Annotated in this window: 24 protein-coding genes and 1 tRNA gene; 19 read left to right on the top strand and 6 right to left on the bottom strand. The window is 70.5% G+C overall.

What is annotated here, in order from left to right:
- Nucleotides 1-105 precede the first annotated feature (105 nt).
- The 6 genes from trmB (at nt 106) to GRS48_RS07620 (ending at nt 5,518) form a co-directional block, all read left to right on the top strand.
- Nucleotides 106-1,155 carry an HTH-type sugar sensing transcriptional regulator TrmB gene (gene trmB / locus GRS48_RS07645; RefSeq protein ID WP_159485185.1) on the top strand — a complete coding sequence of 350 codons (1,050 nt, stop codon included), beginning with the start codon at nt 106-108 and terminating at the stop codon, nt 1,153-1,155.
- 193 nt (nt 1,156-1,348) lie between these two features.
- Complete coding sequence (gene thyA, locus GRS48_RS07640; protein WP_159485183.1) at nt 1,349-2,377, top strand: thymidylate synthase; 1,029 nt, start codon at nt 1,349-1,351, stop codon at nt 2,375-2,377.
- Nucleotides 2,377-2,928: a dihydrofolate reductase gene (locus GRS48_RS07635; protein WP_159485181.1), complete on the top strand. Its 552-nt coding sequence runs from the start codon at nt 2,377-2,379 to the stop codon at nt 2,926-2,928. The genes thyA and GRS48_RS07635 overlap by 1 nt, the downstream gene beginning before the upstream one ends.
- A 184-nt stretch (nt 2,929-3,112) precedes the next feature.
- The gene (gene psmA / locus GRS48_RS07630) at nt 3,113-3,916 is read left to right on the top strand and encodes an archaeal proteasome endopeptidase complex subunit alpha (protein WP_159485585.1); all 804 of its coding nucleotides are present in this window, start codon (nt 3,113-3,115) and stop codon (nt 3,914-3,916) included.
- 101 nt (nt 3,917-4,017) lie between these two features.
- Entirely contained in the window at nt 4,018-4,962 is a 945-nt protein-coding gene (locus GRS48_RS07625) for an MOSC domain-containing protein (RefSeq protein ID WP_159485179.1), read from the top strand.
- Between the two features lie 16 nt (nt 4,963-4,978).
- The gene (locus GRS48_RS07620) at nt 4,979-5,518 is read left to right on the top strand and encodes a hypothetical protein (RefSeq protein WP_159485177.1); all 540 of its coding nucleotides are present in this window, start codon (nt 4,979-4,981) and stop codon (nt 5,516-5,518) included.
- A gap of 61 nt (nt 5,519-5,579) precedes the next feature.
- Here GRS48_RS07620 and GRS48_RS07615 read toward each other — a convergent pair whose 3' ends face one another.
- On the bottom strand, nt 5,580-6,443 hold the full coding sequence (locus GRS48_RS07615; RefSeq protein ID WP_159485175.1) for a hypothetical protein: 864 nt from the start codon (nt 6,441-6,443) through the stop codon (nt 5,580-5,582).
- A 161-nt stretch (nt 6,444-6,604) separates the two neighbouring features.
- On the opposite strand from GRS48_RS07615, the gene GRS48_RS07610 reads away from it, so the two are divergent.
- The 5 genes from GRS48_RS07610 to GRS48_RS07590 all read left to right on the top strand — a co-directional run bounded on the left by GRS48_RS07610 (nt 6,605) and on the right by GRS48_RS07590 (nt 11,082).
- Nucleotides 6,605-7,306, top strand: a complete 702-nt coding sequence (locus GRS48_RS07610) for an HAD family hydrolase (protein ID WP_159485173.1) — start codon at nt 6,605-6,607, stop codon at nt 7,304-7,306.
- Complete coding sequence (locus tag GRS48_RS07605) at nt 7,303-7,944, top strand: class II aldolase/adducin family protein (RefSeq protein WP_321168347.1); 642 nt, start codon at nt 7,303-7,305, stop codon at nt 7,942-7,944. Before GRS48_RS07610 ends, GRS48_RS07605 begins: the two co-directional genes overlap by 4 nt.
- A 54-nt stretch (nt 7,945-7,998) precedes the next feature.
- Nucleotides 7,999-8,955 (top strand): ribose 1,5-bisphosphate isomerase, encoded by a 957-nt coding sequence (locus GRS48_RS07600; RefSeq protein ID WP_159485171.1) that lies wholly within the window; start codon nt 7,999-8,001, stop codon nt 8,953-8,955.
- Nucleotides 8,952-10,091, top strand: coding sequence for a carbohydrate kinase family protein (locus tag GRS48_RS07595; protein ID WP_159485169.1), 1,140 nt, complete (start codon nt 8,952-8,954; stop codon nt 10,089-10,091). The genes GRS48_RS07600 and GRS48_RS07595 overlap by 4 nt, the downstream gene beginning before the upstream one ends.
- An 85-nt stretch (nt 10,092-10,176) precedes the next feature.
- Complete coding sequence (locus GRS48_RS07590) at nt 10,177-11,082, top strand: DUF6159 family protein (RefSeq protein ID WP_159485167.1); 906 nt, start codon at nt 10,177-10,179, stop codon at nt 11,080-11,082.
- Between the two features lie 19 nt (nt 11,083-11,101).
- Here GRS48_RS07590 and GRS48_RS07585 read toward each other — a convergent pair whose 3' ends face one another.
- Nucleotides 11,102-12,052, bottom strand: coding sequence for a D-2-hydroxyacid dehydrogenase (locus GRS48_RS07585; protein WP_159485165.1), 951 nt, complete (start codon nt 12,050-12,052; stop codon nt 11,102-11,104).
- A gap of 118 nt (nt 12,053-12,170) precedes the next feature.
- Here GRS48_RS07585 and GRS48_RS07580 point away from each other — a divergent pair, with 118 nt between their 5' ends.
- The gene (locus tag GRS48_RS07580; RefSeq protein WP_159485163.1) at nt 12,171-12,641 is read left to right on the top strand and encodes a nuclear transport factor 2 family protein; all 471 of its coding nucleotides are present in this window, start codon (nt 12,171-12,173) and stop codon (nt 12,639-12,641) included.
- Nucleotides 12,642-12,689: 48 nt separating this feature from the next.
- On the opposite strand, the gene GRS48_RS07575 is transcribed toward GRS48_RS07580, so the two are convergent.
- Nucleotides 12,690-12,762: transfer RNA gene (locus GRS48_RS07575), tRNA-His, on the bottom strand.
- A 115-nt stretch (nt 12,763-12,877) separates the two neighbouring features.
- Between GRS48_RS07575 and GRS48_RS07570 the strand changes: the two genes are divergently transcribed.
- The 6 genes from GRS48_RS07570 to GRS48_RS07545 all read left to right on the top strand — a co-directional run bounded on the left by GRS48_RS07570 (nt 12,878) and on the right by GRS48_RS07545 (nt 18,634).
- Complete coding sequence (locus GRS48_RS07570; protein WP_321168346.1) at nt 12,878-13,333, top strand: DUF5814 domain-containing protein; 456 nt, start codon at nt 12,878-12,880, stop codon at nt 13,331-13,333.
- A gap of 69 nt (nt 13,334-13,402) precedes the next feature.
- Complete coding sequence (locus GRS48_RS07565; RefSeq protein ID WP_343160880.1) at nt 13,403-14,281, top strand: COX15/CtaA family protein; 879 nt, start codon at nt 13,403-13,405, stop codon at nt 14,279-14,281.
- 149 nt (nt 14,282-14,430) lie between these two features.
- The gene (locus GRS48_RS07560; RefSeq protein ID WP_159485161.1) at nt 14,431-16,020 is read left to right on the top strand and encodes a COG1361 S-layer family protein; all 1,590 of its coding nucleotides are present in this window, start codon (nt 14,431-14,433) and stop codon (nt 16,018-16,020) included.
- 11 nt (nt 16,021-16,031) lie between these two features.
- The gene (locus tag GRS48_RS07555) at nt 16,032-17,036 is read left to right on the top strand and encodes an ABC transporter ATP-binding protein (protein ID WP_159485159.1); all 1,005 of its coding nucleotides are present in this window, start codon (nt 16,032-16,034) and stop codon (nt 17,034-17,036) included.
- A complete protein-coding gene (locus tag GRS48_RS07550; RefSeq protein WP_200840229.1) occupies nt 17,033-17,815 on the top strand; it encodes an ABC transporter permease subunit in 783 nt (260 codons plus the stop codon). The genes GRS48_RS07555 and GRS48_RS07550 overlap by 4 nt, the downstream gene beginning before the upstream one ends.
- Before the next feature lie 27 nt (nt 17,816-17,842).
- The gene (locus tag GRS48_RS07545; RefSeq protein ID WP_159485157.1) at nt 17,843-18,634 is read left to right on the top strand and encodes an ABC transporter permease subunit; all 792 of its coding nucleotides are present in this window, start codon (nt 17,843-17,845) and stop codon (nt 18,632-18,634) included.
- 32 nt (nt 18,635-18,666) lie between these two features.
- On the opposite strand, the gene GRS48_RS07540 is transcribed toward GRS48_RS07545, so the two are convergent.
- From GRS48_RS07540 to GRS48_RS07530, 3 genes are all read right to left on the bottom strand, one after another.
- Nucleotides 18,667-19,734, bottom strand: a complete 1,068-nt coding sequence (locus GRS48_RS07540) for a zinc-dependent alcohol dehydrogenase family protein (protein WP_159485155.1) — start codon at nt 19,732-19,734, stop codon at nt 18,667-18,669.
- A gap of 59 nt (nt 19,735-19,793) precedes the next feature.
- Nucleotides 19,794-21,569, bottom strand: a complete 1,776-nt coding sequence (locus tag GRS48_RS07535) for an L-lactate permease (protein ID WP_321168345.1) — start codon at nt 21,567-21,569, stop codon at nt 19,794-19,796.
- Nucleotides 21,570-21,853: 284 nt separating this feature from the next.
- Nucleotides 21,854-23,359: a replication factor C large subunit gene (locus GRS48_RS07530; protein WP_159485153.1), complete on the bottom strand. Its 1,506-nt coding sequence runs from the start codon at nt 23,357-23,359 to the stop codon at nt 21,854-21,856.
- Nucleotides 23,360-23,512: 153 nt separating this feature from the next.
- Between GRS48_RS07530 and GRS48_RS07525 the strand changes: the two genes are divergently transcribed.
- Nucleotides 23,513-26,191, top strand: a complete 2,679-nt coding sequence (locus tag GRS48_RS07525; protein WP_321168344.1) for an AAA domain-containing protein — start codon at nt 23,513-23,515, stop codon at nt 26,189-26,191.
- The last annotated feature ends 33 nt before the right edge of the window (nt 26,192-26,224 follow it).

The raw sequence follows: 26,224 nt of genomic DNA, 5'->3' as shown, positions 1-26,224 counted from the left end.
CGAACAGTCGGCCCCTCGTGCTGCAAGTCGGGTATTCAGCTTCGAAACGGCGTGCAACTCGTCACATAGTAAAAACATATACCGCGGGGCCGTGTTGGACGGGACATGGCAGACGATCTCCGCGCGACCCTCGATTACGTCGGCGACCGGTTCAACCTCGGCGAGTACGAGATCGACGCGTACCTCGCCGTGTTAGAACACGGGGAACTGACCGCGAGCGACATCGCCGAGCGAACGGACATCCCACAGCCGCGCGTGTACGACACCGTCCGGAGCCTCTCCGACCGCGGGCTCGTCGAGCTCCGGGAGTCGCGTCCGATGAAGATCGTCGCGGTCGACCCCGCCGACGCGTTCGGGGAGCTCCGATCGTCGTTCTCGGAGATGGTCGACGAGCTGGAGGCCCGGTACACGGCCCCGACCCGCGAGACGGAGGCGGTGTCGCTCGTCAAGTCGCGGTCGACGATCCTCCGATACATCGAGGAGGTGATCACGGGCGCGGAGTACGAGCTGGCCGTGTCGCTGACGCCCGATCTGCTCCGTCGGTTCCGCGACGACCTCGCGCGGAAGGTCGCCGAGGGCGTCAGCATCGAACTGCTCGTCACGCCCGCCTCGCGCGCGCCGGACCCTGCGGAGTTCGACTACCTCGACGTCGCGACCATCGCCCGGGCGCGACGCGGGATCACCACGCCGGTCCTCGCGGTCGGCGACGGCGAGTACTCCGTCTACGCCACCCAGGACGCGCTCCGCGACGACCGAGAGCGCTACGGCGTCATCTTCAACCGCTCGGCGCTCGGCTTCCTCGTCTCCGGCTTCTTCGGCACCGTGCTCTGGACGACCGCCGAGACGCTCGTCGCCGACGGGAAGGCACGACCGTTCCCGCGTCGATACGCCTCGATCCGCCGCGCGGTGAAGGACGTCCGCGAGCTGGACGGCGAGTTCTACGCCGCCGTGGAGGGCCGGGACATCGAGACGGGCGAGCCGGTCACGGTCCGCGGAAAGGTCGTCGACGTCGCCTTCGAGGACACGGAGGAGGTCGCCTCGCTCGTCGTCGAGACGGAGTCCGGTCCCGTCGAGATCGGCGGCCGGGTGGCCGCGCTGGAGGACGTCGAGGGACAGGAGATCGTCCTCGGCCGCGACGGGATCCCGGATTTATAAATCACTCGGGATGTCGCCCGATGGGGACCTCGGGACCCCGCCGGAGCCGATCCGTTCGTTGTCTCGACCGATCACCTCGTCAACCCGACCGATCCGTCCACGACTGTTTCCGGACCGTTTACGTCCTTGCCGGTCCGCGCTATGGTAGAGACTCCACCCCGCCGACCGCGACGGTCGCGGGGGACCGACACCCATGCAACAGTACCTCGATCTCGTCGACGACACCCTGTCGACGGGCACGTACAAGCCGAACCGGACCGGCGTCGACACCGTCGCGAGCTTCAGCGGCCAGTACACGGTCGACCTCTCGGAGGGGTTCCCCCTCCTCACGACGAAGCGGATGGACGGCTACCGCTGGAACTCGCTGATCCACGAGGTGCTCTGGTACCTCTCGGGCGAGGAGCACGTCCGGAACCTGCGCGAGGAGACGAAGATCTGGGACGCGTGGGCCGACGAGGCGGGGCGGCTCGACACCGCGTACGGTCGGTTCTGGCGACGATACCCCGTGCCGGACGACGCCGCCGGCCTGCCCGGCGAGACGTGGCCCGAGGACGCACACCGCTGGGTGACCGTCGAGGAGGACGCCGACGGCCACGAGCGCCGGACCTTCGACCAGATCGGGTACGTCCTCGACACGCTCGCGGAGAACCCTCGTTCGCGTCGGATGGTGGTGAGCGCGTGGCATCCCGCGAACGCCGCGACCTCGACGCTGCCGCCGTGTCACTACACGTTCGTCGTCAACGTACAGGACGGCCGGCTCAACCTGCACCTCACACAGCGCTCCGGCGACATCGCGCTCGGAGTGCCCTTCAACATCGCCGCGTACGCGCTGCTCGCGAACGCGCTCGCCCAGCAGTCCGGGTTCGAGGTCGGCGAGTTCGGCCACACCGTCGTCGACGCCCACGTCTACTGCGGACGGGGTGACCGCGGCGCGTGGTACGCACAACACCTTTCGGAGCTTCAGGAGCGGCTCGCGGACGTGGACGACAGGGCGGGCTACCTGTCGATCAAGGAGTGGCTCGAAGGGGAAGCTCCCGCGGAGGCCGACGGGGAGGCGGGGTACGACCACGTCCCCGGGCTCCTCGAACAGCTCTCGCGGGAGCCCCGTCCGCGACCGCGGATCGAGATCGCGGACAAGCCGCTCGACGAGCTGACGTACGAGGACGTCGCGATCGTCGACTACGACTGCGCCGACGGGCTGACGTTCGCCGTCGCGGAGTGATGACGGGGACGAATGCTGATGCGGACGCGGGGACGAACGCCGACGGGGACGTCGAGTTCGTTCTCGTCGCGGCCGTCGCGGCGAACCGCGTCATCGGCGCGGACGACGGGATGCCCTGGCACTACCCGGCGGACCTGCGGCACTTCAAACGGCTCACCGTCGACCACCCAGTGATCGTCGGGCGAACCACCTACGAGAGCATCGCCGACCGGATCGGTGGCCCGCTCCCGGACCGAACGAGCATCGTGTTGACCACGCGGGACCTGGACCTCCCGACGGGGGCGGTCGTCGCACACGACGTCGAGGCGGCGATCGAACGCGCCCGGGCGAACGCCGTCGACCGCGGCGTCTCGACCGTCTACGTGATCGGAGGGGCGACGGTGTACGAGGCGTTCCTCAACGTCGCGGACCGGATGGTTATCACGGAGATCCCCGACTCGCCGGACGGGGACACGCGCTTCCCGGCGTGGGACCCCACGGAGTGGGTCGAAACGGACCGGCAGGTGGAAGGAGACCTCGCGTTCGTCACCTACGTTCGTGCGGAGAACTGAAGGCGGCGCACACCCGCCGTTCCGTGCGATGCGCCCCCCACCGCTCCGTGCGATGCGCCCCCCGCCGTTCCGTGCACCGCACCCATCGCCGGCCCGTCCCGGTTAGGGAGGCTTTTTCAACCGTCCGCCGTTACGTAGTGGCAATGAGCGAACGCGTACACGTGTGGACGGGTGATCGTCGATGATGGGCGGTAACGACCAGCAGGCATACGACCGCGGTACGTCGCTGTTCTCGCCGGACGGTCGGATCTATCAGGTCGAGTACGCCCGCGAGGCGGTCTCCCGCGGCGCGCCGAGCGTCGGGGTCCGAACCGCTGAGGGCGTCGTCTTCGTCGCGATGTCCCGCGCCTCCTCGACGCTGATGGAGGCCGAGAGCATCGAGAAGCTCCACAAGCTCGACGACCACGTCGGCACCGCGAGCGCGGGCCACGTCGCGGACGCCCGGCAGCTGATCGACTTCGCGCGCCGGCAGGCACAGGGGAACCGCCTCCGGTACGGCGAGCCGGTCGGCGTCGAGGCGCTGACGAAGTACGTCACCGACCACGTCCAGGAGAACACCCAGCGCGGCGGCACCCGCCCGTACGGTGCGGCGCTCCTGATCGGCGGGATCGAGAACGGCGAGCCGCGGTTGTTCGCCGCGGACCCCTCCGGGACCCCCAACGAGTGGAAGGCGACCGTGATCGGGGGCGGCCGGAAGGCGATCCAGGAGGTCCTCGAGGAGGAGTGGAGCGAGGACCTCTCGCTCGACGACGGCGTCGGTCTCGGGATCCGCGCGCTCGCGGCTCGCGACGACGAACTGGAGCCCGGCGACCTCGCGGTCGCGACGATCACCGACGCGGACGGCTACCACACGGTCCCCGAAGACGAGGTCGCCGCCGCGTTCGATGCGGCCGGGATCGAGGTCCCCGATGACGACGCTGACGACGCTGACGACGCGGACGATGCGGACGACGCCGACGACGCGGACGACGCCGACGACGCCGAGTAGCGTAACGCCGAGGGCGGTTCCGACGTCGCGTCCGACTGTCCCGTCGGATACGGAACCCATGGCGTCCGACCGTTTTTATCGTCCCCCGACCAACCGCCGCTATGGCACGAATCGGCGAACTCGTCGCGTACCCGGTGAAGTCCCTCGACGGAGTCGTCGTCGACCGTGCGTCGGTCGGCACGGCGGGGGCGCTCCGCGGGGACCGCTCGTACGCGTTCGTGGAGGCCGGCGTCGACCCGAACACGGCGTCCGTCGGGGGCGGTGGCGGCTACGTCAACGGGAAAAGCGAGCCGGCCATCCATCGGATCCGTGCGAGCTACGCCCTCGCCGGAGAGACCGACGCGACACCGACGGCGGTGACGCTCCGCCGACCCGAACGCGACGGAACCCCCGCCGACGAGCGCACGTTCGACCTCCCGGACGACCGGTCCGTGATCGAGTCGTGGATGGGCGATTATCTCGGCTACCCCGTCGACCTCGTCCGGGAGCCCCACGGCGGGTTCCCGGACGACCGGGAGGCGACCGGGCCGACCGTCGTCTCCGCAGCGACCCTCTCGGCGTTCGCCTCGTGGTTCGACGGCGTCGCCGACGCCACCGAGGCCCGGCGGCGGCTCCGACCGAACGTCGTGGTGGCGGACGTCCCCGCGTTCTGGGAGGACCGGCTGTTCGCCGACCGCGACTCGCGCGTCCGGTTCTCGATCGACGGGGTCGACCTCCTCGGCGTCAACCCCTGTCAACGGTGTGTCGTCCCCTCGCGACACCCCGACACCGGTGCGGAGCACCCCGATTTCAGGGAGACGTTCCTTCGGAAGCGCCGGGAGACGATGCCCGACTGGTCCGGCGGCGACTGGTTCGACCACGACTTCCGGCTGATGGTCAACACCGTCGTTCCCGAGACGTCATGGGGGAGCGCCGTCGCCGTCGACGACCCCGTCAGGATCGGTGATCGAGTCCCGCTCGACGCGGGAGGGCCGGGCGACACGGTCGACACGGACGACACGGTCGACACGGACGACACGGACGAACCGGAGGTGACCGGCTCGTGAGGGGCCGCTATCGTCGATGACCCGTCGTCGCGGGCCGCCAGGGAGGGAAACCGCCGCCGCTCGAACGACGGAGCGGCGGACGTGGTACGGGTACGGCCACCTCACTCGGACCGAGAAGAGCGGTGTCGGCGTCTTCTTACACGACGCGACGCGGATCTTCGCGGAGGTCACGGTCTTCTCGCTCCCGGTCCTGCTGTTCGTGATGGACTACCCGGCGACTGGGTGGTTCGACGCGAAGGCGACGGGGCTCGTCGCGTGGGCGGTCGCGGTCTTCATCGGCACGCTCGTCCGTGGCGGCTGGATCCGACCGTTAGCGACTGACACCCTCGGGTGGGTGACGCTGGCCCCCTCGCTGCTCGTCCTCCGGATCCCCTACTACAACGGGGTCATGGCGCTCGCCGTTTTCGGTGGCCTCGCCGTCGGCGGGAGGGTCGCCGCATCGGTCGATCCCGGGATCGGCGTGGGCGCGGGGCTGGGAGCGACGGTCCTGGTCGCGCTGGTCGGCGTCCTCGCGTTCCCGCGGGTCGCGGAAGCGTGGCTGGAACGACTCGGGTAGCGGAGCGTTGGCCGTCATCCCGAGACGTACGGACGGTCGTAAGCCGTGATGATCGAAGCCGCTACCGTCCGCCGTCCGTGAGCGCGACGGGCTCGTCCTCGGTGTCGTGAGCGACGGGGTCGGCCGTGCCGGGCTCCGCCGCGGGCGCGTCGGCGGTCGCGTCGGTCGCGAAGCGGGTCCAGAGCGTGACGGCGACGACGGCGTAGGCGACGAGGTCGTAGTGGACGTTGCCGCCGAAGCCGGTGAAGGCGGCGAGCGTGCTGTACCCGTACACCGCGAGGATGCCACCGACGAAGGCGACCTCGCTCGTCGGCCGGCCGGCCAGCAGCGCGTCGGCCGCGCGGCGAACCATCGGCCCGCAGGCGACGAGGAAGGCGATGCCGGAGAGCGCGGCGAGGTTGACGAAGAAGTGGGTGGCGACGCGTGAGTCGAGGATCGACTGGAGGTACGCCACGGTGACGGGATCGTAGAACAGCCACTCGACCCGCGTCGGGTAGAGCACGCCGACGTACGGCACCGCGACCATCAGCCCGAAGAGGACGGCGACGGCGACCCGCGCGGCGTCGAACTGTGCGGCCCGGCGCGTCGCGAACGCCTCGTCGCCCGGCGCGACCGCGAGCCCGTACGACTCGAGCTCCGCCCGCAGGTCCGCCCGGCTCACCGCGGGGTCGTGGTGAACGCCGACGGTCCCGTTCCGCCCCGTCGCCGACGCCGCGCTCACGCCCTCCCGGTCGGCCAGCAGCGCCTCTGTCAGCGCCTCTCGCCGCTTGGTGTCGATCCCGTCGACGGCGAAGGTGTCGTTGACGTGCGGCTCCGGAACCCGCGCGACCCGCGGCCCGGTTTCTGTGTCGGGGGGGTCGATCCCCCGGTCTCGGGCCGCGGCGTCGAGGGGTGTCAGACGGCCCCGATCGTCGCTCGCGTGCATGTCGGTACCAAGCGCGGCCACGAGCATGAAGCTTGTCCCACCGAACGACGCCGAGCCCACCGAACGACGCCAGCCCCGCCGGATCGGTCGACGGCCCACATTTAAGTGCCACGGCGCAGGTGACGGCCCACCCTTAAGTGGCGGTCACGTGACGGTCAGTCATGGGCTACGAAGCGGCGTTCTTCGACCTCGACGACACTCTCTACCCGTACCCGCCCTGCAACGAGGCGGGCAAGCGCGCGGCGTTCGAGACGTTCCGCGACCTCGGCTACGACCTCGATCGCGAGGCGTTCGACGCGCTGTACGCGACCGCGCGCCGGGAGACGAAACGGGAGCTGCGCGGGACCGCGGCCTCTCACGAGCGTTTTCTCTACTTCAAACGCGCGCTCAGGGTCCACGCCGACGTCCACGACGCGGCGGACGCGCTCGCGATCGGCGGCGCGTACTGGGACCGCTACGTCGAGCGGATCGAGCCGTTCGCGGGCGTCGAGGAGACGCTCCGGGCGCTTCGGGAGGCCGGCCTGACCGTCGTCGTCGTCACCAACCTCACGACCCGGATCCAACTGGAGAAGCTCGCGCGGCTGGGGGTCGACGACCTCGTCGACCGCGTCGTGACCTCGGAGGAAGTGGGCCGGGAGAAGCCGAGCGCGATCGCGTTCACCACGCCGCTCGCGGCGCTCGATCTCCGCCCGAGCGAGGCGTTCATGGTCGGCGACGACGTCGAGGCCGACGTCGTCGGCGCGAACGCGGTCGGGATGGACACGGTCCTGTTCAACGCCGATCCCGACCGCGATCTGACGGGGCCCGAGCGGCCGGACCACCGGATCGACGCGTTCGCGGACGTCACGGAGGTGGCGCTGTGACCCTCGAGCGCGAGCGCGAGACCGTCGTCGAGTACGCGCCGGCGCTCGCCGACCTCACGCCGGGGCGGACCGGCAACCTGAGCGTTCGCCGCGGCGACGCGTTCGCGGTCACCCCGACGGGGGTCCCCTACGACTCGTTCGACGCCGCCGACGTGCCCGTCGTCGGGCTCGACGGCGAGCGGAAGGCGGGCCGGATGGCCCCCTCCAGCGAGGTGCCGATGCACACGGGGATATACAAACACGACCGGCCGGGCGCGATCGTCCACACCCACTCGCCGTGGGCGACGACGATGGCGACGCTCCACCGACCGCTCCCGCCGATCCACTACATGATCGTCGCGGTCGGCCGCGAGGTGCCGCTGGCGGGATACGCGCCGTACGGCACGGAGGACCTGGCGGCCAACGCCGTCGCCGCGATGACGGAGGCGGACTCCGACGCCGTCATCCTCGCGAACCACGGGCTCGTCGTCACCGGGCCCGACCTCGAAACCGCGGTCGAGAACACCCGACACGTGGAGGACCTCTGTCGGCTCTACCTGCGATCGTCCGCCGTAGGGGAGCCGCACACGCTCACCGACGAGCAGCTCGCGACCGTCGAGGCGAAGTTCGAGAGCTACGGACAGGGCTCCGAGCAGTGAGACGCCCCCGCGGACGCCCGGTTTTATAAATACCGCGACGGCTACCGTACCGGTATGACCGACCCGAAGCTGGCACCCGCCGTCGAGGAGACCGCGGAAGCCATCGCGACCATGGAGATCCGGGGGGCGGCGACGATCGCTTCCGGGGCCGCCGAAGCGTTGGCGACGCAGGCGCGGGAGATCGAAGCGGACGACCCCGCCGCCTTTCGCGCGTCGATGCGCGCCGCGGCGCGGACCCTCCACGAGACCCGTCCGACCGCCGTCTCGCTGCCGAACGCGCTCCGATACGTCCTCAGACGGATGGCGGGGGACGACGTCGGCGCGCTTCGGCGGAGCATCCTCGACGCCGTCGAGGAGTTCGTCCGCCAGCTCGACCGCGCACAGGACGACCTCGGTGAGATCGGCGCGAACCGCCTCGCCGACGGCGACACCGTGATGACGCACTGTCACTCGACGGACGCGCTGGCGTGCGTCGAGGCGGCCGTCGCACAGGGCAAGGAGATCGAGGCGATCGTCAAGGAGACGCGCCCGCGGAACCAGGGCCACATCACCGCCGAGCAGCTCCGCGACGCGGGGGTTCCCGTCACGCTCATCGTCGACTCCGCCGCGCGGCGCTACCTCGACGACGTCGACCACGTCGTCGTGGGCGCCGACTCGATCGCCGCGGACGGCAGCGTCATCAACAAGGTCGGCACCTCGGGGCTCGCCGTCAACGCCCGCGAGCGCGGCGTCCCGATCATGACCGCCGCCCAGACGATCAAGCTCCACCCGGAGACGCTGACCGGCCACACCGTCGAGATCGAGATGCGCGACGAGGCCGAAGTGATAGCGCCCGACGCCCGGGCGGCGATCGGCGAGATCTCCGTCGAGAACCCCGCCTTCGACGTGACGCCGCCGCGGTACATGGACGCGATCGTCACCGAACACGGGCAGTTCCCTCCCGAGAGCATCGTGACCCTGATGCGCGAACTGTTCGGCGAGGGGGCGGCGCGGCCGTGGGCCGAGCCATGAGCGAGGAGGGAGCGGATCCCGGTCCGGAGACGGCTCCCGAACGGGACCGGAATCACGACCCGGACCAAAGCCCGAATCACGGCCCGGACCAGAGCCCGAATCACGACCCGGGCCCAAGCTCGAATCGCGACCCGGAGCCAAGCCCGGATCCCGACCCGAACCTCGAACCCGAGGCGTCGACGACGACGCCGAAGGTGATCTCGGCGGGCCACATCAACTGGGACGTGACGATGCACGTCGGTCGGCTCCCGGAACCGGACGGGGAGACGCGGATCGAGCGGCTCGAACAGTCCGGCGGCGGGAGCGCGGCCAACGTCGCCGTCGGACTGGTCGACCTGGGCGGACAGTCGGTCGTGTACGGCAGCGTCGGCGGCGACGAGTCGGGGGCGCTGGCGCTGCGGGCGCTGGCGAACGCGGGCGTCGACCCCGGTCACGTTCTCATCGACGCCGACGCGCCCACCTCGGTGAAGTACGTCATCGTCGACGCCGACGGGGAGCTGATGATGCTCGCCAACGACGGGGCCAACGAGGCGTTCTCGGCGGCCGACCTCGACCACGACACGCTCGACGCGGCGGACCACCTGCACCTGACGAGCCAGCGGCCCGAGACGGCGACGGCGCTCGCGGCGGCGGCCGGCGAGGCGGGCGCGACCCGGAGCTTCGACCCCGGCCGTCGCGTCGGCGACCGCGCGTACGACGCGGCGCTCCACGCCACCGACGTCCTGTTCGTGAACGCCCCCGAGGCGGAGGCGGTCGCGGAGACGACCGACATCGACCCGTGGGAGCCCGACGACCGGGTCGTCGTCATCAAGCTCGGCGGCGACGGTGCGACCGTCCGGACGCCCCACGGCGACGTCTCACACCCCGGGTTCGACATCGATCCGGTCGACACGACCGGGGCGGGGGACGCCTTCGCGTCCGGGTTCCTCGCGACGGCGCTGCGCGACCCGGCGATCGCCGGCGACGGCTTCTCACACGATCCCCGTGACTACCAGGTCCCCCTGCTCGTCGGGAACGCCTGTGGCGCGCTGGCCGCGCAGGCGGTGACCGCACGCGTCGACCTCTCGTGGGACCGGATACGGGAGACGATGGGGGGGTCGCCCGAGACCGATCTCCTCATCGAGATCCGGGTCTGAACCGACGGGGCGGTCGTCGACGACTCCGCCGTCGGTGCCCGCCGGACGTGTATACTTATAAACCAAGTGGGAGTAACCCACCGCTATGTCAATAGGGACCGGTTCCAGCCGCGTCGGCTTCTTCGACCGGGTGAAAACCGGATGGACGCTCACGAAGGACAGCGTCGGCGTCATCCGTGATCACCCGAACCTCATGGTGTTCCCGCTGCTCGCGGGGGTCGCCAGTGCCGCGTTCTTCGTGCTGTTCTTCTTCCCGCTGCTGATCGCGAACCTGATCGGGAGCGGGCTGGAGTTCCTCGTGCTGTTGGTGCTCTACTTCCTCACGACGTTCGTCAGCACGTACTGTGCGTGCGCGCTGGTGTACGGCGCGAACGAGGCGTTCCACGGGCGAGAGCCAGCAGTGATGGACTGTCTGAAAGCCGTGAGCGACCGACTCGGACCGATCGTCGTCTGGTCCGTGATCTCCGCGACCGTCAGCGTCGTCCTCAAGGCGATGGAGGACTCGGACAACCCGATCGCCGGGATCATGCGGTCGCTGTTCGCGGTCGGGTGGGCGATCATGACGTTCTTCATCGTCCCCGTCATCGTCTTCGAGGACGTCACGGTCACGTCGATGTTCTCCCGCAGCGCGAGCGCGTTCCGCGAGACCTGGGGCGAGACGATCGGCGCCGGCTTCGGGATCACGCTCATCGTCGCGGCCGTGGGGGTCGTCCTGGCGATCGGGGCGCTCGCGCTGTCGTTGCCCGTCGCCGCCGTCTTCCCGGGGCCGGGGATCCTGCTAACGGTCCTGCTTTTAGGCGGCGTGCTCGTCTTCACGTATCTCCTCAGCCAGACGATCTGGGGGATCGCGAAGACCGCCCTCTACGTCTACGCCGTCGAGGGGCGCACCCCCGAGGGCTTCGAGAACTTCGAGTTCGAGACGCTCGGCGGGCGGACGGAGCGCACCGCGTCGCCCGGATCGGCCGGGACGCGTGACACCCTCGATCGCTGATCGCGTCTCCCCGACCCCGTCACACCACCCGGTTTCGGAGGTCGTCGCTGCCGGCTGACAGCCGGTCGACGTTCTCCGCGAGGACGTCGACGACCCGGTCGAAGTACGCCGGCGTGTGGCCGGCGTTGTGCGGCGTGATCGTGACGTTGCCGAGCCCCCACAGCGGGTGGTCCTCCGGGAGCGGCTCGGGGTCGGTGACGTCGAGGGCCGCCCCCCGGATCCCGTTCGACCGGAGCGCGTCGACCAGCGCGTCCGTGTCGACGACCTTCCCGCGGGCGACGTTGACGAGAACGGCGTCGGGCCGCATCGTACGGAAGGCGTCGGCGTCGACGAGCCCGCGCGTCGCGTCCGAGAGCGGACACGCGAGCACGACGTACTCCGCGTCGGTGATCGCCTCGTGGAGCTCGTCGAACCCGTACACCCGATCGGTCGGGCCGCCCTTCTCGGGGGAGTACCGGACGCCGACCGTCTCGACGTCGAACGGCTCCAGCCGGTCGACGACCGTCCGTCCGATCGCGCCGAGGCCCACGACGGCGACCGTCGAGCCGTACACCTCCGTCGTCGGGTAGCTCCGCCACTCGCGGTCGATCTGTTGGCGATGGGCCCGGTGGAACTCCCTCGCGTGGCCGATCATCGCCCCGAGGACGTACTCCGCGATGTTCGGGCCGTGAACCCCCGAGGCGTTCGTCACCGCGACCCCGTGCTCCGCGAAGGCGTCGCGCGGGAGGTGGCCGGTGCCGGCGTACACGCACGCGAACAGCTCCAGGTTCTCGGCGGCCGCGAGCGCGGCCTCGTCGATGTCGAACCCGACGGCGATCCGCGCGGTTTCGAGCAGTTCGCGTTCCTCCGCGGGCGTCCGTGCCAGCGCCACCTCGAGGTCGGGGAGTCGCTCGCGGATCGTCGCAGCCAGTTCGGGCCCGCCCACGCCGTGGATCGTCTGTCGCAACACGACGACGTCTGGGTCGCTCATGTCCGAGTCATCGACGGCCGCCCTCAAAAGGCTCCGCGTCGCGGCGGTCCGGGGTCCCGACCCGATCGGACGGTTCGTCGCCGGGTCACTTATCAGGGCGGAGTCGACAGTTCCGGACATGTCCGTGCCTCCCGAGGAGCTCGACCCCGAGTCGCTCGTCCGTCGCTACTACGACCTCGTCGACGACGAGGCGTACGAGCCGCTGTTCGACCTGTTCACCGACGACGTGGTGTACGAACGACCGGGACAGGCCCCGATCGAGGGAAAGGCGGCGTTCGAGGCGTTCTACGAGCAGGATCGGCCGCTCGAGGACGGCACACACGAAGTCGACGCCGTCGTCGTTGAGGTCGGCACGGACGGCGAGGGCGGCACGGACGGCGAGGGCGGCACGGACGGCGAGGGCGGCACGGACGGCGAGAGCGGAACGGACGATGACGCCTCCGACGCGAACGCGGTCGTCGCGGTTCGCGGGACGTTCTCGGGCGTCCAGGGCGACGATCGCGTACGGTTCGGCTTCGCCGACTTCCACGAGTTCGACGGCGACCGGATCGCCCGTCGGTACACGTACACCGACCGCGACGAGGTGTGAGGCTGGCGGCGACGAGCCGCGCCGCTTCTCGGACGGGCGTTGGAGAAGGTCCGGGTGCGAGAATCGAACCCGCGTCTCAGCCTCCACAAGGCTGAAGGATAGTCCACTACCCTAACCCGGACACGCATCGTCACGTACCCCGCTTTCACAGATAACCGTTACGACTCCCGGTCGACCGTGGGACCGAGTGACGACCACGCCCCTTTTAATCCGTGGCGGCGTATCGACGGACAACTGTGGCGTTCACGGACAAGATCTACGTGAAGAACCACCGCCAGCTCGCCTCTCAGCTGGAGACGAACGTCCCCAAGGGAGCGTTCTCGGGGGCGACGCTCGACCTGCTGTTCACCGGCGACGGGCTCTCGAAGCTCGACTCGACGACCCGTGATCGCATCCTCGACTTCTCCGAGGACTTCCTCGACTGCGACTGCCAGGCGAACCCCTACTGCGGCTGCCCGGAGCGGAAGTTCATCCGCTACGTGCTGGAGCTGCGCGCGGAGGGGCTCGGTCCCGGGGCGATCGTCGACGTGATGACCGACGACTACATGGTGTACGCGTACACCGGCGACGTGCGCTCGTTCCTCGATAACGCCATCCGGAAGCTGGAGGCCGTCGAGACGCTCGCGGACGTCGAGGGCAACGACGGGATGTCGAGCACGGCCCGGCAGGCACGAACGGAGCTGTCCCGGTAGTCATTCGCTCGTTCCCGCCCGCGTGGAGCGGTCGAACGGTCTAAGTACGCCGAAGCCCGATCCCAACCAATGAGTCTTCGGCCCGCGTGGCTGACGTTCCGGCGGTACGCGGCGGCGACGACGGGAATGACGCTGACGCTGTTCGCCCTCGGCGTGTACACCGCGGCGACCGGCTCGGGGCTGGCCTGTCAGGCGCAGTGGCCCCTCTGTTCGGATCAGCTCATCCCCGCGCTCACGATCAACCCCGACTTCATCGAGTGGTTCCACCGCGTGTGGGCGATGGTCACCGGCTTCCTCATCATCGGGGTCGCCGCGTGGACGTGGGCCGGCGACTTCGACCGCCGGACCCGGCTGGCGGCGACGCTCGCCGTCGTCGTCCTCCCGGTACAGATCACCGTCGGCGCGGTCACGGTCACGATCGGCGGGCTCGTCCCGGGCGGCTACACCGTCTCCACGCACGCCGCACACCTGATCGTCGCGCTGGTCATCTTCACTCTGCTCGGGCTGGCGACGCTGTGGGGAGGTTCCCGGCCGGGGCCACGGCTCCTCCGGATCGGGCTCGGCGTCGCGCTTGCGGGACTGCTCGCGGGCGTCGCGTTCTCGCGGGCCGTCCCGCTCGTCACCTACTCGCCGGGCGCACAGGCGGCGTTCTACGTCGCCACCCTGAGCGCCCACCTGGGCCTGCTCGCCGTCGCCGTCTCGGCGACCGAAGGGGCGAACGGGACCGCCGTCGACGCCGCTCGGGTCCGTGCGCTCGCGGTCGGATCGATGGCTTTCCTCGTCGTCACGCTGCTGCTCGGCCGCGACCTCGTCCTGTACACGGGGACGTGGCAGACGGTCAACCTCCTCGCGATCGCGGGGGCCGTCGCGCTCGCCGCGGCCGCCGCGTGGAGCGTGCGGACGGCCGAACCGAACGCGGCGGGGCGGGCCACGCTCGGCGGCGACTGAGCGGTTCCCGACGGGACGGAAGCGGGAGACGCACCCTCCAAAAGGCTAAGTCCGAGTGACAAGAACTCCGTGGCATGGTCCCCGTCAGTCGCGGAGCGCGGCGCGAGTCCGCCCGCCCGAGAGCCGGTGGTGTCCCGGAGGTTGCGTAGATGCGGCGACGACACGTCGGGGTGGTGTTGGTGGTCGCCCTCCTCGCCGCGGGCGTCGCGGGCGTCGCGGTCGCACAGGAGGAGTCGTCGTTCGTCCGCGGGGAGCCCGGGATCGACGTGTACGCCCCGGAGTCGACGCTCACGGCGGCGAGCACCGACGAGCTCGTCCTGCAGGTCGCAAACGACGGGGAGGTCCGGGCGGGCGCCGCCCCGCAGCGGGACCTCGTGACCACCGCGCGCGCGGTCACGGTTGAGGTCACGGACGAGGGCCCGTTCGAGGTCCACACACGACGCCAGTCCGTCGGGACCGTCCCCGACGGGGCTGTCGCGCCCGTGCCGCTTTCCGTCACCGTTCCGGAGGACGTCGAGCCCGGCGAGTACGACGTCGACGTCCGGGTCCGGTACTCACACACGTCGCTGTACTCGCCGGCGGGGAACGTCGTCCAGGAGCGGTCACGGACGGTCCGAACCTCGGTCGACGTGACCGTCGAGGACCGGCCCCGGTTCGCGGTCGACACCGTCGAGAGCGACGTCCAGGTCGGCGACTCGGGGTCGCTCGTCACGAACGTGACCAACGTGGGGAGCGAGGCCGCCCGCGACGTCGTCGTCGGCCTCGAGTCGCGGAGTACGGACGTGTCGTTCGGCGAGGCCCCCCGGAACACGGCCCGCGTCGAGCGGCTCGATCCCGGCGAGAACGCCACGATCGCCCATCGGGTCACCGTGCGCGAGGACGTCGACGTGCGCGACCTCGCGCTCGACGCGTCCGTCGAGTACACGGACACGGACGGGGTCGCGGGCGTACAGGAGGGACTCACCGCCGGGGTCGTCCCGGCCGGCGAACAGTCGTTTTCGGTGTCGGTCACCTCCTCAACGCTCCGCGTCGGCGAGGTCGGGGCGATCGAGGGAACGGTCCGCAACGACGGTCCCGTCGACGTCGACGCCGTCCGGCTCGCGCTCGGCGACGCCCGGATCGAGCCCCGTACGGACTCGTACGCGGTCGGGTCGCTCGCGGCCGGGGAGTCCGCGACGTTCCGGTTCCGAGGGACCGTCCCGCCCGGAACGGACCCCGTCCCGCAGCGGCTCGACGTGACGACGCAGTACCGAACGACGGCGGGCAACGACCGGGCGACGGTCGATCCCGTACGCGTCGACGTGGCCGAGCGCCGCGACGCGCTCGACGTCGACGCGGTGAACGCCAGCTTCGCCGCCGGCGAGAGCGGGACGCTCCGGGTCGACGTCACGAACCGGCGCGAGGTCGACGTCCGCGACGTTCGCCTGACGCTCGACGTCGCGGACCCGCTGGAGAGCGACTTCCGGTCGACGGTCGTTCCGGCGCTCGCGCCGGGCGAGAGCGAGGTCGTCGCCTTCGATCTGGAGGTCGACGGCGACGCGCCGGCGAGCCGGTATCCGGCGACCGTCGGCGTCGAGTACATCGATCCCGACGACGAGACCGTGATGGCCCGTCCGGCCACGCTCGCCGTCGAGGTTACCGAGGCGACCGACGACGGGCTCCCGGCGATCGAGGTGGTGATATTCGGCGCCCTCGCCGTCCTGGTCGCCGTCGTCTTCGTGTGGCTCTACCGGAGGTGACCCACCGATCCATGCCAGCCATCCAGACGACGGACCTCACCAAGCGGTACGGCGACGTCGCCGCGAACGACGGCGTCACGTTCAGCGTCGAGTCCGGGGAGGTGTTCGGCTACCTCGGCCCCAACGGCGCGGGGAAGACGACGACGATCCGGATGCTGCTCGGGCTCATCAGGCCGACGTCCGGGACGGCCGAGGTGCTCGGGGCCGACGTTCACGACCGGCGCGCGCTCACCGCGGTCAAATCGGAGATCGGCTACCTCCCCGACACGCTGGGGTTCGACGACCACCTCACCGGTCGGCAGGTGCTCGATTACTTCGCCCGGATGCGGGGCGACGAACGGCGCGGGGAGCTGTTGGAGCTGTTCACGCCGCCGCTCGACCAGCCGGTCGGGACGTACTCCGCGGGGAACCGGCGGATGTTGGGGATCGTCCAGGCGTTCATGCACGACCCGGCGTTCGTCATCATGGACGAGCCGACCTCCGGGCTCGACCCGCTCAAACAGGACCGCCTCCGGCTGTTCCTGGAGTCGGAGCGCGACGCCGGGAAGACGATCTTCTTCTCCTCACACGTCCTCAGCGAGGTGCAGCAGGTGTGTGACCGCGTCGGCATCATTCGCGACGGCGAGCTGGTCGCCCTCGAGGACATCGACGAGCTGCTGGCACGGAGCGGCAAGGAGGTGCGGGTACAGCTCGCGGAGCCGGTCGACGAGGAGGACTTCCTCACGGACGACATGATCGACGTGGAGCTGTTCGACGACGCCGTCCACTTCACGTACACCGGCGACGCACAGTCGCTGCTCGAACACCTCGTGCGGTTCGAGACCAGCGACGTCGACATCGGGAACCCACAGCTGGAGACGATCTTCAAACACTACTACACGGGCGAGTCAGGGGACGAGCCACGAGGACGGGACCCAGCGAACGAGCCACGAAGAGGGGAGCCAGCGGACGAGCCACGAGGAGGAGACTCAGCGAACGCGTCACGTGAGGGCCGCTTCCGAGGGGAACGGCCGTGACCGCGATCCTCCTCAACGAATCCAAGGGGTACCAGCGGAGCTCCCTGGTGCTGACCGGCGTGTTCGCCATGCTCGCGGCCGTCTTCCTCGCCGTCTTCCCGGCGATGAAGGACGAGGCGGACGCGATCGAAGCGGCGTATCCCGACTACATGCTCGAGCTGATGGGCCTCGAGGAGCTGAGCACGATCGAGGGGTTCGCCGGCGGGTACGTCTACCCGTTCGTCTGGATCCTCTTTGCCGGAATGTACTTCGGCTACGCCGGCGCCGGCACGGTCGCAGACGACGTCCGGACGCGGAAGATGGACCTCACGCTGTCGTATCCGGTGTCCCGGGAGTCGGTGATCGTCCAGAAGGTCGCCGCCCTCTGGGTGCCGATGGCCGCGCTGAACGTCGGGATGCTGGCCGTGATGGCCGGCGGCGCACGGCTCGTGGGCGAGTCGTTCGACCCCGTCGCGCTGGCGATGGTCCACCTGCTCGGGGTCCCGTACCTGCTGGTCTGTGCCGGCATCGGGGTGGTCCTGTCGGTCGGCACCGACCGCCCGGGACGGGCCCGGACCGGGGCCTTGGGGCTCGTCTTCCTGCTCTGGCTGCTGGACGGGCTCGCCGCACTGGAGCCGGATTACGAGTGGATCGCCGAACTCACCCCGAGCCACTACTACGACCCGACGGCGATCCTCCTCCACGAGGAGTACGCGTTCCTCGACGCGGCGGTTTCGCTCGGGGCGTTCCTCGTCCTGCTCGTCGTCGCGACGACCGTCTTCGTTCGGAGGGACATCTGAGATGCGTCGCCGGCCCGAGGGACGACGATGACCGCCATCCTTCGCAACGAGGCGAGAGGGCTCCGCCGCGGCCCGCTCGCGCTCGTCGGCGTCCTCGTGCTGTTCTCGGTGCTGTACTTCTCCATCTATCCCGACTTCGCGGACGACGCGGAGGCGCTCGACGGCGTCATGGAGGCGTTCCCGGAGGGGATGATCGAGTTCTTCGGGATCGAGGCGATACACACGATAGAGGGGTTCATCGCCGCCGAGATGTACTCGTTCTTCTGGGTCGTCCTCGTCGGGATCTACTTCGCGTACGTGAGCGCCGGCATGATCGCCGGCGACGTCGAGAGCCGGAAGATGGACCTGACCCTCTCGACCCCGGTGTCTCGAGAGTCGGTGATCGCCCAGAAAGCCGCCGCCCTGGCGGTCCCGCTCGTCGTGTTGAACGTCGGCGTCGGCGTCGTCGTCTACGTCGGCGCGCTGTCCATCGGCGAGTCGTTCGATCCCGTCGCGCTGACGATGGTCCACCTGCTCAGCGTCCCGTACCTGTTGGTCTGTGCCGGCATCGGACTCGTCCTGTCGGTCGTGGTCGACCGCCAACGGACCGCGCAGGCGGCCGCGCTCGTGGCCGTGTTCATGCTCTGGCTCGTCGAGGGGGCCTCGAACGTCGACCCCGACTACGAGTGGATCGGCTACGTCACGCCGAGCCGGTACTACGACGAGACGGCGATCCTCGTCCGCGAGGAGTACGCGTTCCTCGACGCCGCGATACTGCTCGCGGCGTTCGTCCTCCTCGTCCTCCTCGCCGCGGGGCTGTTCGTGCGTCGGGACATCTGACCGGCGCACTCGGCTGAACGCGGTCGCGACGCTCAGTCGAACGCGGTGACGACCTCCACGCCCCGCACGTCGTAGTCGTCCATCGCGGCGAGCCGGGACGACACCTCCGACAGCGACAGCTCGCGGCTCACGAGCGCGCCGGGGTCGACCCCGGTCGCCTCGACGAGCGCGAACAGGTCGTCGTAGTTCGTCGGCGGCATCCCGCGCGAGCCGACGAACGACACCTCCCAGCGCGTCATCCAGTCGGTCGGCAGCGACACCGACCCGCGCTCGGCGTCCGTGGTCAACCCCACCTGCACGTGCGTTCCTCGCGGGCGGACCGACCGAACGGAGTTCCGACAGGTCTCGGCGATCCCGAGCGCGTCGACGGAGACGTCCACGCCCCCGTCGGTCAGCTCGCGGATCCGTTCGGGGACCGAGCCGTCGATCGATCCGGGGTTCACCGCGTCGTCCGCGCCGATCGACCGCGCGTGGTCGAGGGCGTCGTCGTCGACGTCGACGGCGACGACACGGGCCCCGAGGGCGTCGCCGAGCTGGACCGCCGAGAGCCCGACTCCGCCACAGCCGTGGACCGCGAGACGGTCGCCGCCGGAGAGGCCGGCCCGCTCGGAGAGCGCGTGGTACGCCGTCATGTACCGGCAGCCGAGCGCGGCGGCGTCGCGCGCGGAGAGCCACGCGGGGCGCTCGACGAGGTTGTAGTCCGCGGCCGGAACCGCGACCCGCTCCGCGAACGCGCCCGGCGCGTCCGGCTCGAACCCGAGCGCGCGACCGTTCGCACAGACGTTACCGTGGCCCCGCCGGCAGTAGCCACACCGTCCGTCGCCCAGCGAGAAGGGGACGACGACGGGGTCGCCGGGGGCGAACCGGTCGACCTCCGGCCCGACCGCCACCACCTCGCCCGCGGGCTCGTGACCGAGCGTCTGTCCCAGTGGGACCCGGTCGTCGGCCCACTCGCCGTGGCCCTTCCAGGCGTGCCAGTCGCTGCGACAGACCCCGCAGGCGTCGACGCGGACGACCGCGCCGTCCGGGTCGGGCTCGGGGTCGGGAAGCTCGCGGATCGCTAACGGTTCGCCGTACTCGGTGAGGGCCGCGGCGCGCATGGCCGTCGTTCGCGACCGGGGGTGAAAGCGTTACGTGAACGGGACCCGCCCGGTCCCGATCAGAACGCGGTCGGGAGCAGGACGTAGACGAACAGGAGGGTGAGCGTCCCGCCCGCGACGAGGTAGTACGCGAGCGGGATCAGGTTGAGCCTGATGACGCGGCCCGCCTCGCCGACGAGCCCGACGGTCGCGAGCGCGGCGATCACGTTGTGGATGGCGATCACGTTGCCGATCGCCGCGCCGATGCTCTGTGCGCCGACGAGCAGCTGGGTCGGGAGCCCGAGCCCCTGGGCGATCTCGAACTGGAAGGTGACGAACGTGATGTTACTCACCGTGATCGAGCCCGCGATGAACGCCCCGAGCGCCCCGACGGCCGGCGCGAAGAAGGGGTAGGCCGGGCCGAACGTCGCCGCCGTCGCGTCCGCGAGCACGACGATCATGCTCCCGTCGACGGCCGCCGAGTGGGCGTCCGTCTCCAACATGACCTCGACCATCGCGATCACGAACGCCAACGCGATCGCCGGGGACACGATCTTCGCGGCCGCCTCGCGCCACGCGCCGGCCACCTCGCCCCGATCCATCCCGAACAGCGGGATCGCGACGAGCGCGGCGACGACGAGCCACGTGCCGGGGACGTACGCCCACGCGATCTCCCCGCCGATCCCGGTCCCGAGGATCCCGGACCACGCGATCGCCGTCCCGGGGCCCTCTTGGAGGAACGTCTCCAGGGGGGCGACGACCCGGGTGCCGACCAACAGGACGACGAGGACGAGGTACGGCGACCACGCGCGGAGCAGGGACATCGCCGAGGCGTCGGTCCCCGTGTCGGGGGCCGCGTCGACACCCGCTTTCGAGTCATCGGCCGTCTTCGCGTCGTCCGTCCCCGCGCCCGTCGGCCCGCCGTTTCCGCCGCCGGGTTCGATGGTGCCGACCCAGTGGGCCGGCCACTCCTCGCGGGGCGGGAACGTCCACTCGTCGTCAGGGAGCAGGTATCCGGCCTTCAGCGTCGCGACGACGACGCCCCCGCCGACCATCGCGGCGACGATCGACGGGAGCTCCGGTCCCACGAGCCACGCCGCCGCGACGTACGGGACCGCGAACGCGACCCCGGCGAACACACAGAGCGGTGCGACCGCGATCGCGGGGCCGAGCGACCGGTCGTCGGGATCGGTCTCGCCGAAGAAGTAGACGACCATCCCGACGGCGAAAAGCGGCATCAGGACGCCCAAGAGGCCGTTGAACACCGCTGCCCAGCCGCCGGCGGTGGCGGCGTACTCCCCGACCGTGAACCCGCCCGCCGCGATGGCGTCCGAGACGTTCTCGAGGGGCGCTTGGAAGCCGACGACGACGGGCGTGCCGACCGCGCCGAACACGGTCGCGACGGCGTGACCGACGAGCGCGGCGACGACTGCCGCGAGCGCGGGGAACCCGAGCGCCAAGAGCAGCGGGGCGACCACCGCGGCGGGGGTGCCGAAGCCGGCGACGCCCTCGATGAACGTCGCGAGGAAGAACCCGAGCAGCACCACCTGGACCCGGCGGTCGTCGCTGATCGCCGCGAACCCGGCGTTGATCCGGTCGACCGCCCCGGATCGCATCAGCGTGTACAGCAGGACGAGCGCGCCGAAGACGATCCAGAGGATCTCGATCGCGGTCATCACCCCGCGTATCGACGCCGCGGCGATCCACGCGACCGGCATCTCCCACGCGAGGAAGCCGACGACGGCCGCGGCGAGCCACGCCGCCGGCATCGCCCGCGAGGCGGGCCAGAGGAGCCCGACGAGCAGGACGGCGACGACGGCCAGCGGCACCAACGCCAGCAGCGCGCTCCCCGTCACACTCCGTCACCTCGAATCCCCCGTGAGCACCGGGAAGTCGACCGGTCGCGGTCGGTTCGTTCCCGACCGATCCGTCGTCGCTCGAGGTCGGAGTCCGCGCCGGAACGGGGTTCACGGCCGCCATCGACGTGCATACGTGAGTCGTCAGGGATCGCGTCGATAAAAGCCGTCGGTCGGTTTCCGACGCGCCGAGAAACGACGCGTTCCGGCCGCCTGTCCGCTCGCCCGCCTGCTCGTCGCCGGGTGGACGGTTCGGCGGCGGATCCGGTTCCTCCGGGCCGGGCTCAGAAGAAGTCGCTCAGCCCGGACTGTCCGTCGTCGCCGGCAGCGTCGCCGGCGTCACCGTCGGCACCGGCATCGGTGTCGGAACCGTCGTCCGTCACACCGTCGCCGTCGTCCGCGGTAGCGGCGGACCCCTCGCCGTCCGCGCCGTTCCCGTCCGTGTCCGCCCCCACGGTCCGAGCACCGCCGCCCGCGAACGCGCCGTCGGCGTTGCTCTCGATCAGCGCCTCGCGGCGCTCCCGCGCGTCGGCGACGACGGACGCCACCTTGTTCGTCGACTCGCCGGAGCCGGTGACGAACGCGACTCCGGCCTCGTCGAGGTCGTACGCCGCCGCCATCGTGACGGTGAGCTCGCGCGGCTTGCAGTGGTGTGTCAGCGCGGCGAGGAACGGGAGCACCTCGCGCCGCGCCGTCTTCATGCTGTACCCGCCGCGCTCGGCGATCCGCTGGACCACCTCGTCGGCGGTGCCGTCGGACGACCGCCAGAACTGCGGCCGCCCGTATCGCGTCCAGCCACCCTTCGTCCCGTCGCGGGCCGCGGCGGTCCCCGCCGCCGCGTTGTCGCCCGCGTAGCGCCAGTACGAGTAGTTCTGCGTGGCGCGGACGCGGCCCAGCCACCGGTCGGCGTTCGCGAGGAAGTCGTACGCGCGGGTCGCCTCCGCGGTGTCGTACACGTCCAGCATGTTGTCCTCGATCCACTTCGTCAGGTCGTCGGGCGTCTCGTCGACGTCGTACGACGACTGCAGCGCCTCGCGCGCGGACCCCTCTTTCAACACGACGTCGAGGTACGGGAAGATCCCCATCGCCTTGTCGCGGTCCGCCGTGACGACGTCGTCGACGCCGATCGAGGACCGTCCTTCGGCGGCCGCCTGCAGGTCGTTGACGGCCCCGCGGAGGTCGCCGCGGTTCCGCTCGGCGATCCGCTGGAGGGCGTCGGGGTCGAACTCGATCCCCTCCTTCCGGCAGACGTCACGGAGCACCGGAACGATGGAGCGCGCCGAGACGTCGCGGAACTCGATGTCCTGACAGGCGGACCGGAGCCCGCGGGAGATGTCGTAAAAGGCGTTGGCGATACAGACGATGGGCTGGCCCGACTCCTTGACGAGCTTCGTGATCGCCGAGGCCCCGCCGCGGTCGTAGTTGCCGTGGATGTTGTCCGCCTCGTCTAAGATCACGAGCTGTCGCGAGGCGGTGTCGCCGCCGTCCGCGCCGGCGCCGGCGGCGCTCCCGCCCAGGGTCGCGTTCATCGCCGCCCGGCCGGCGAACCGCTCGATGACGTCGGCGGTGCGCTGGTCGGAGGCGTTCAGCTCGACCGTCTGCCACCCCATGTCGCTCGCGAGCGCGTGTGCCGCGCTCGTCTTCCCGACCCCGGGGCTCCCGTGGAGGATCACGGCCTCGCGGTGGTCGTCCCACGAGCGCGCCCACTCCGCGAACGCGTCCCGCGCCTTGTCGTTGCCGCGGACCTCCGAGAGGGTGCTCGGGCGGTACTTCTCCGTCCAGTCGCTCATTACCGGTGGAAGGTGCGAGGCGTGTATAGTGATTGCGGAGCGCTACTCGCCGTCGGCGGGGGGACCGAGACGACGGGCGCGTTCCGATCGTGGACCGGCTGGGGCCACCCGAGGCACCGACAGCGTTTTTCGCCGGCGACGAGGAGGGAGAGCGTGAACGTACGGGGGCCGATCCTCTCGGTCGGGGACGTGCGGACGGTGTCGACGTCGTACGGCGAGCGGGAGCTGCGAGAGCTCCGGATACGGCCGGAGCGCGGGGCGGCGGACGCGGTCGACGTGACGCTGTGGGGCAAGTGGGCGGAGACCGGCGAGCACGCCGCGGTCGGCATGGAGCTGCTCGTCACCGACGCCGAGGCGGACGAGTTCGGCGGCGAGACGACGTACTCGACCACGGGCGACTCGTGGGTCGTGCTCGAACCCGACTTCCTCGTCGACGTCACGGGGATCCGCTCGTGGGTGCAGTGCCCGCGGATGTACTACTTGAACAAGCTCTCGGGGATCCCCCTCAACTACCCGGTCGTCAAGGGGACGATCGTCCACGAGGTGTTCGGCGACCTGCTCCGCGGGATGGACCTCGAGGAGTCGGTGACCGACCGGATCGACGAGGCGGGCCTCGATCTGGGGCTGCTCGGCCGCGACGCCACCGAGGTGGCGGACGAGGTGCGACGCAACGCCGCCGCGATCGAGGGGTGGCTCGCGCAGGGGACCCTCACCGACGACGACACGTGGCGATCCGAGTTCACCCTCATCTCGCCCACGTTCGGCTTAAAAGGGCGGGCGGACGCGTTGCGCCGTGGAACGCCGGTCGAGCTCAAGACCGGGAAGAACACGAACCGCGAGCCGCGCTTTCAGGACAAAGTGCAGGCGGCGTGCTACGCGCTCATGCTCGAGGAGCGCGGCGTCGACCCGGACATCGGGACCCTCCTGTACACGAAGAACACCGCGCTCGACCGGAACGAAGAGACGGGCGATCTCGCGCCGGCCAAGGAGTTCACGATCGGCGACGGCTTCCTCGCGTTCGTCGTCCGCGAGCGAAACGCGCTCGCGGCGATGGAGTGGCGCGCGCTCAACGACCCCGGGGATCGACCGACGGTCCCGACGGGATACGAGGCGGACGCGAAGTGTCAGTACTGTTTCGAGCAGGACACGTGTATGGTCGTCTCCGGTCGTCTGGACCAGGAGTCGAAGGCGGGGCAGATCGGGTCGCCGGTGCCCGACGCCGAGCGCGACTACTTCGACCGCTTTTATACCGCGATCGAGCAGGAACGGCGCGAGACCCACGCGGAGTACCGCAAGCTGTGGGAACAGAGCCCGGCGGAACGCGCGGCCGACGACCGGGCCCTGATAAACCTCGAGCCGGTGTCGCGGACGGAGATCGACGACAACCGGTGGGAACTGCGGGCGCGGAAGCCGGACGACGCCGTTTCCAAGCTCCGCGAGGGCGACGTCGCGCTGGCGAGCGACGGCGACCCCGTGAGCGGTCACGCCGAGTTGGGTCGGATCACCCGCCTCGGCGACGCGGTCGTCGTCGAGACCGACGAGCCGGTGGACCTCCGACGGCTCGACGTCTACCCCTCGGAGTTCTCCGTCGACCGGATGCTCACGGCGCTCCACGACGCCGTCTTGAAGGGGGACGCGGATCGCAAGGACGTGCTCTTCGGTCGACGCGAGCCGGCCTTCGCCGACGACGCGAGGGACGAGACGTTCATCGACAACAACGCGTCACAGAACGCCGCCGTCGAGCTGGCCGTGGCCGCCGAGGACTGCGCGCTGATCCACGGGCCGCCCGGGACCGGCAAGACGTACACCATCGCTCGGACCATCCGCGCGCTGGTGGCGCGCGGCGATCGGGTGCTGCTCGCGGCGTTCACGAACCGCGCCGTCGACAACGCGCTCGAGGCGCTCCGCGAGCAGGGGTTCGAGGACGTCCTCCGCGTCGGCACGGAGAACGGGGTCCGCGAGGACATGCAGGACGTGCGACTGATCCAGCGCGGCGATCCCGACCGAAAGGCCGCCGAGCTTCGGGACGCGCCCGTCGTCGCCGCCACCACCGCCGCCTGCGGCTCTCGGGTCATGCGCGAGTGCGAGTTCGACGTCGCCCTCGTCGACGAGGCCTCGCAGCTGACGGAGCCGAGCACCCACGCCGCGATCAACCTGGCGGATCGGTTCGTCCTCGTCGGCGACCACCAGCAGCTCCCGCCGGTCGTGCGCGCGGAGAACGACCTTCAACGGTCGCTGTTCCAGCGGCTCATCGAGGCGTACCCGGACGCGAGCGTCATGCTCGACCGCCAGTACCGGATGAGCCAGCGGATCCAGGCGTTCGCGTCCGCGGAGTTCTACGACGGCGCGTTACGCCCCGCGACGCCGGCGATCGCGGGACAGACGCTCGCCGATCTCGGCGTCGACGTCGACGGCCTCCCGCCGGAGCTCGGTGCCGGAGTCAACCTCGTCGACCCCGACGGAAGTCGCGACGGGAACCGCAACGTCCGCGAGGCCGAGCGCGTCGCGACGATCGTCGACGCGTACCTCGATGCGGGCGTCGCCCCCGGCGACGTCGGCGTCATCGCGCCGTTCCGCGCGCAGGTCGCGGAGATCGGCCGCCGCACGGACGTAACGGTCGACACGGTCGACCGCTTTCAGGGCTCCTCGAAGGAAGTGATCGTCGTCTCCTTCGTCGCCACCGGGTCGCTCGAGGGCCCCATCTTCGAGGACCACCGCCGCGTCAACGTCGCGCTCACCCGCGCCAAAAAGGAGCTCACGCTCGTCGGCGACGTCGACGCGCTCACGTCCGACCCGTTCTACGAACGGATGCTCGACTGGGCCCGCCGCTAAACGGGTGCTCGACTGGGTCCGCCGCTGAACGGC

The organism is Halorubrum sp. JWXQ-INN 858, assembly GCF_009806985.1.
Taxonomy (GTDB): Archaea; Halobacteriota; Halobacteria; order Halobacteriales; family Haloferacaceae; genus Halorubrum.
Note: the sequence above shows the minus strand (reverse complement) of the source record. Positions and strands in the feature narration are given on the sequence as shown.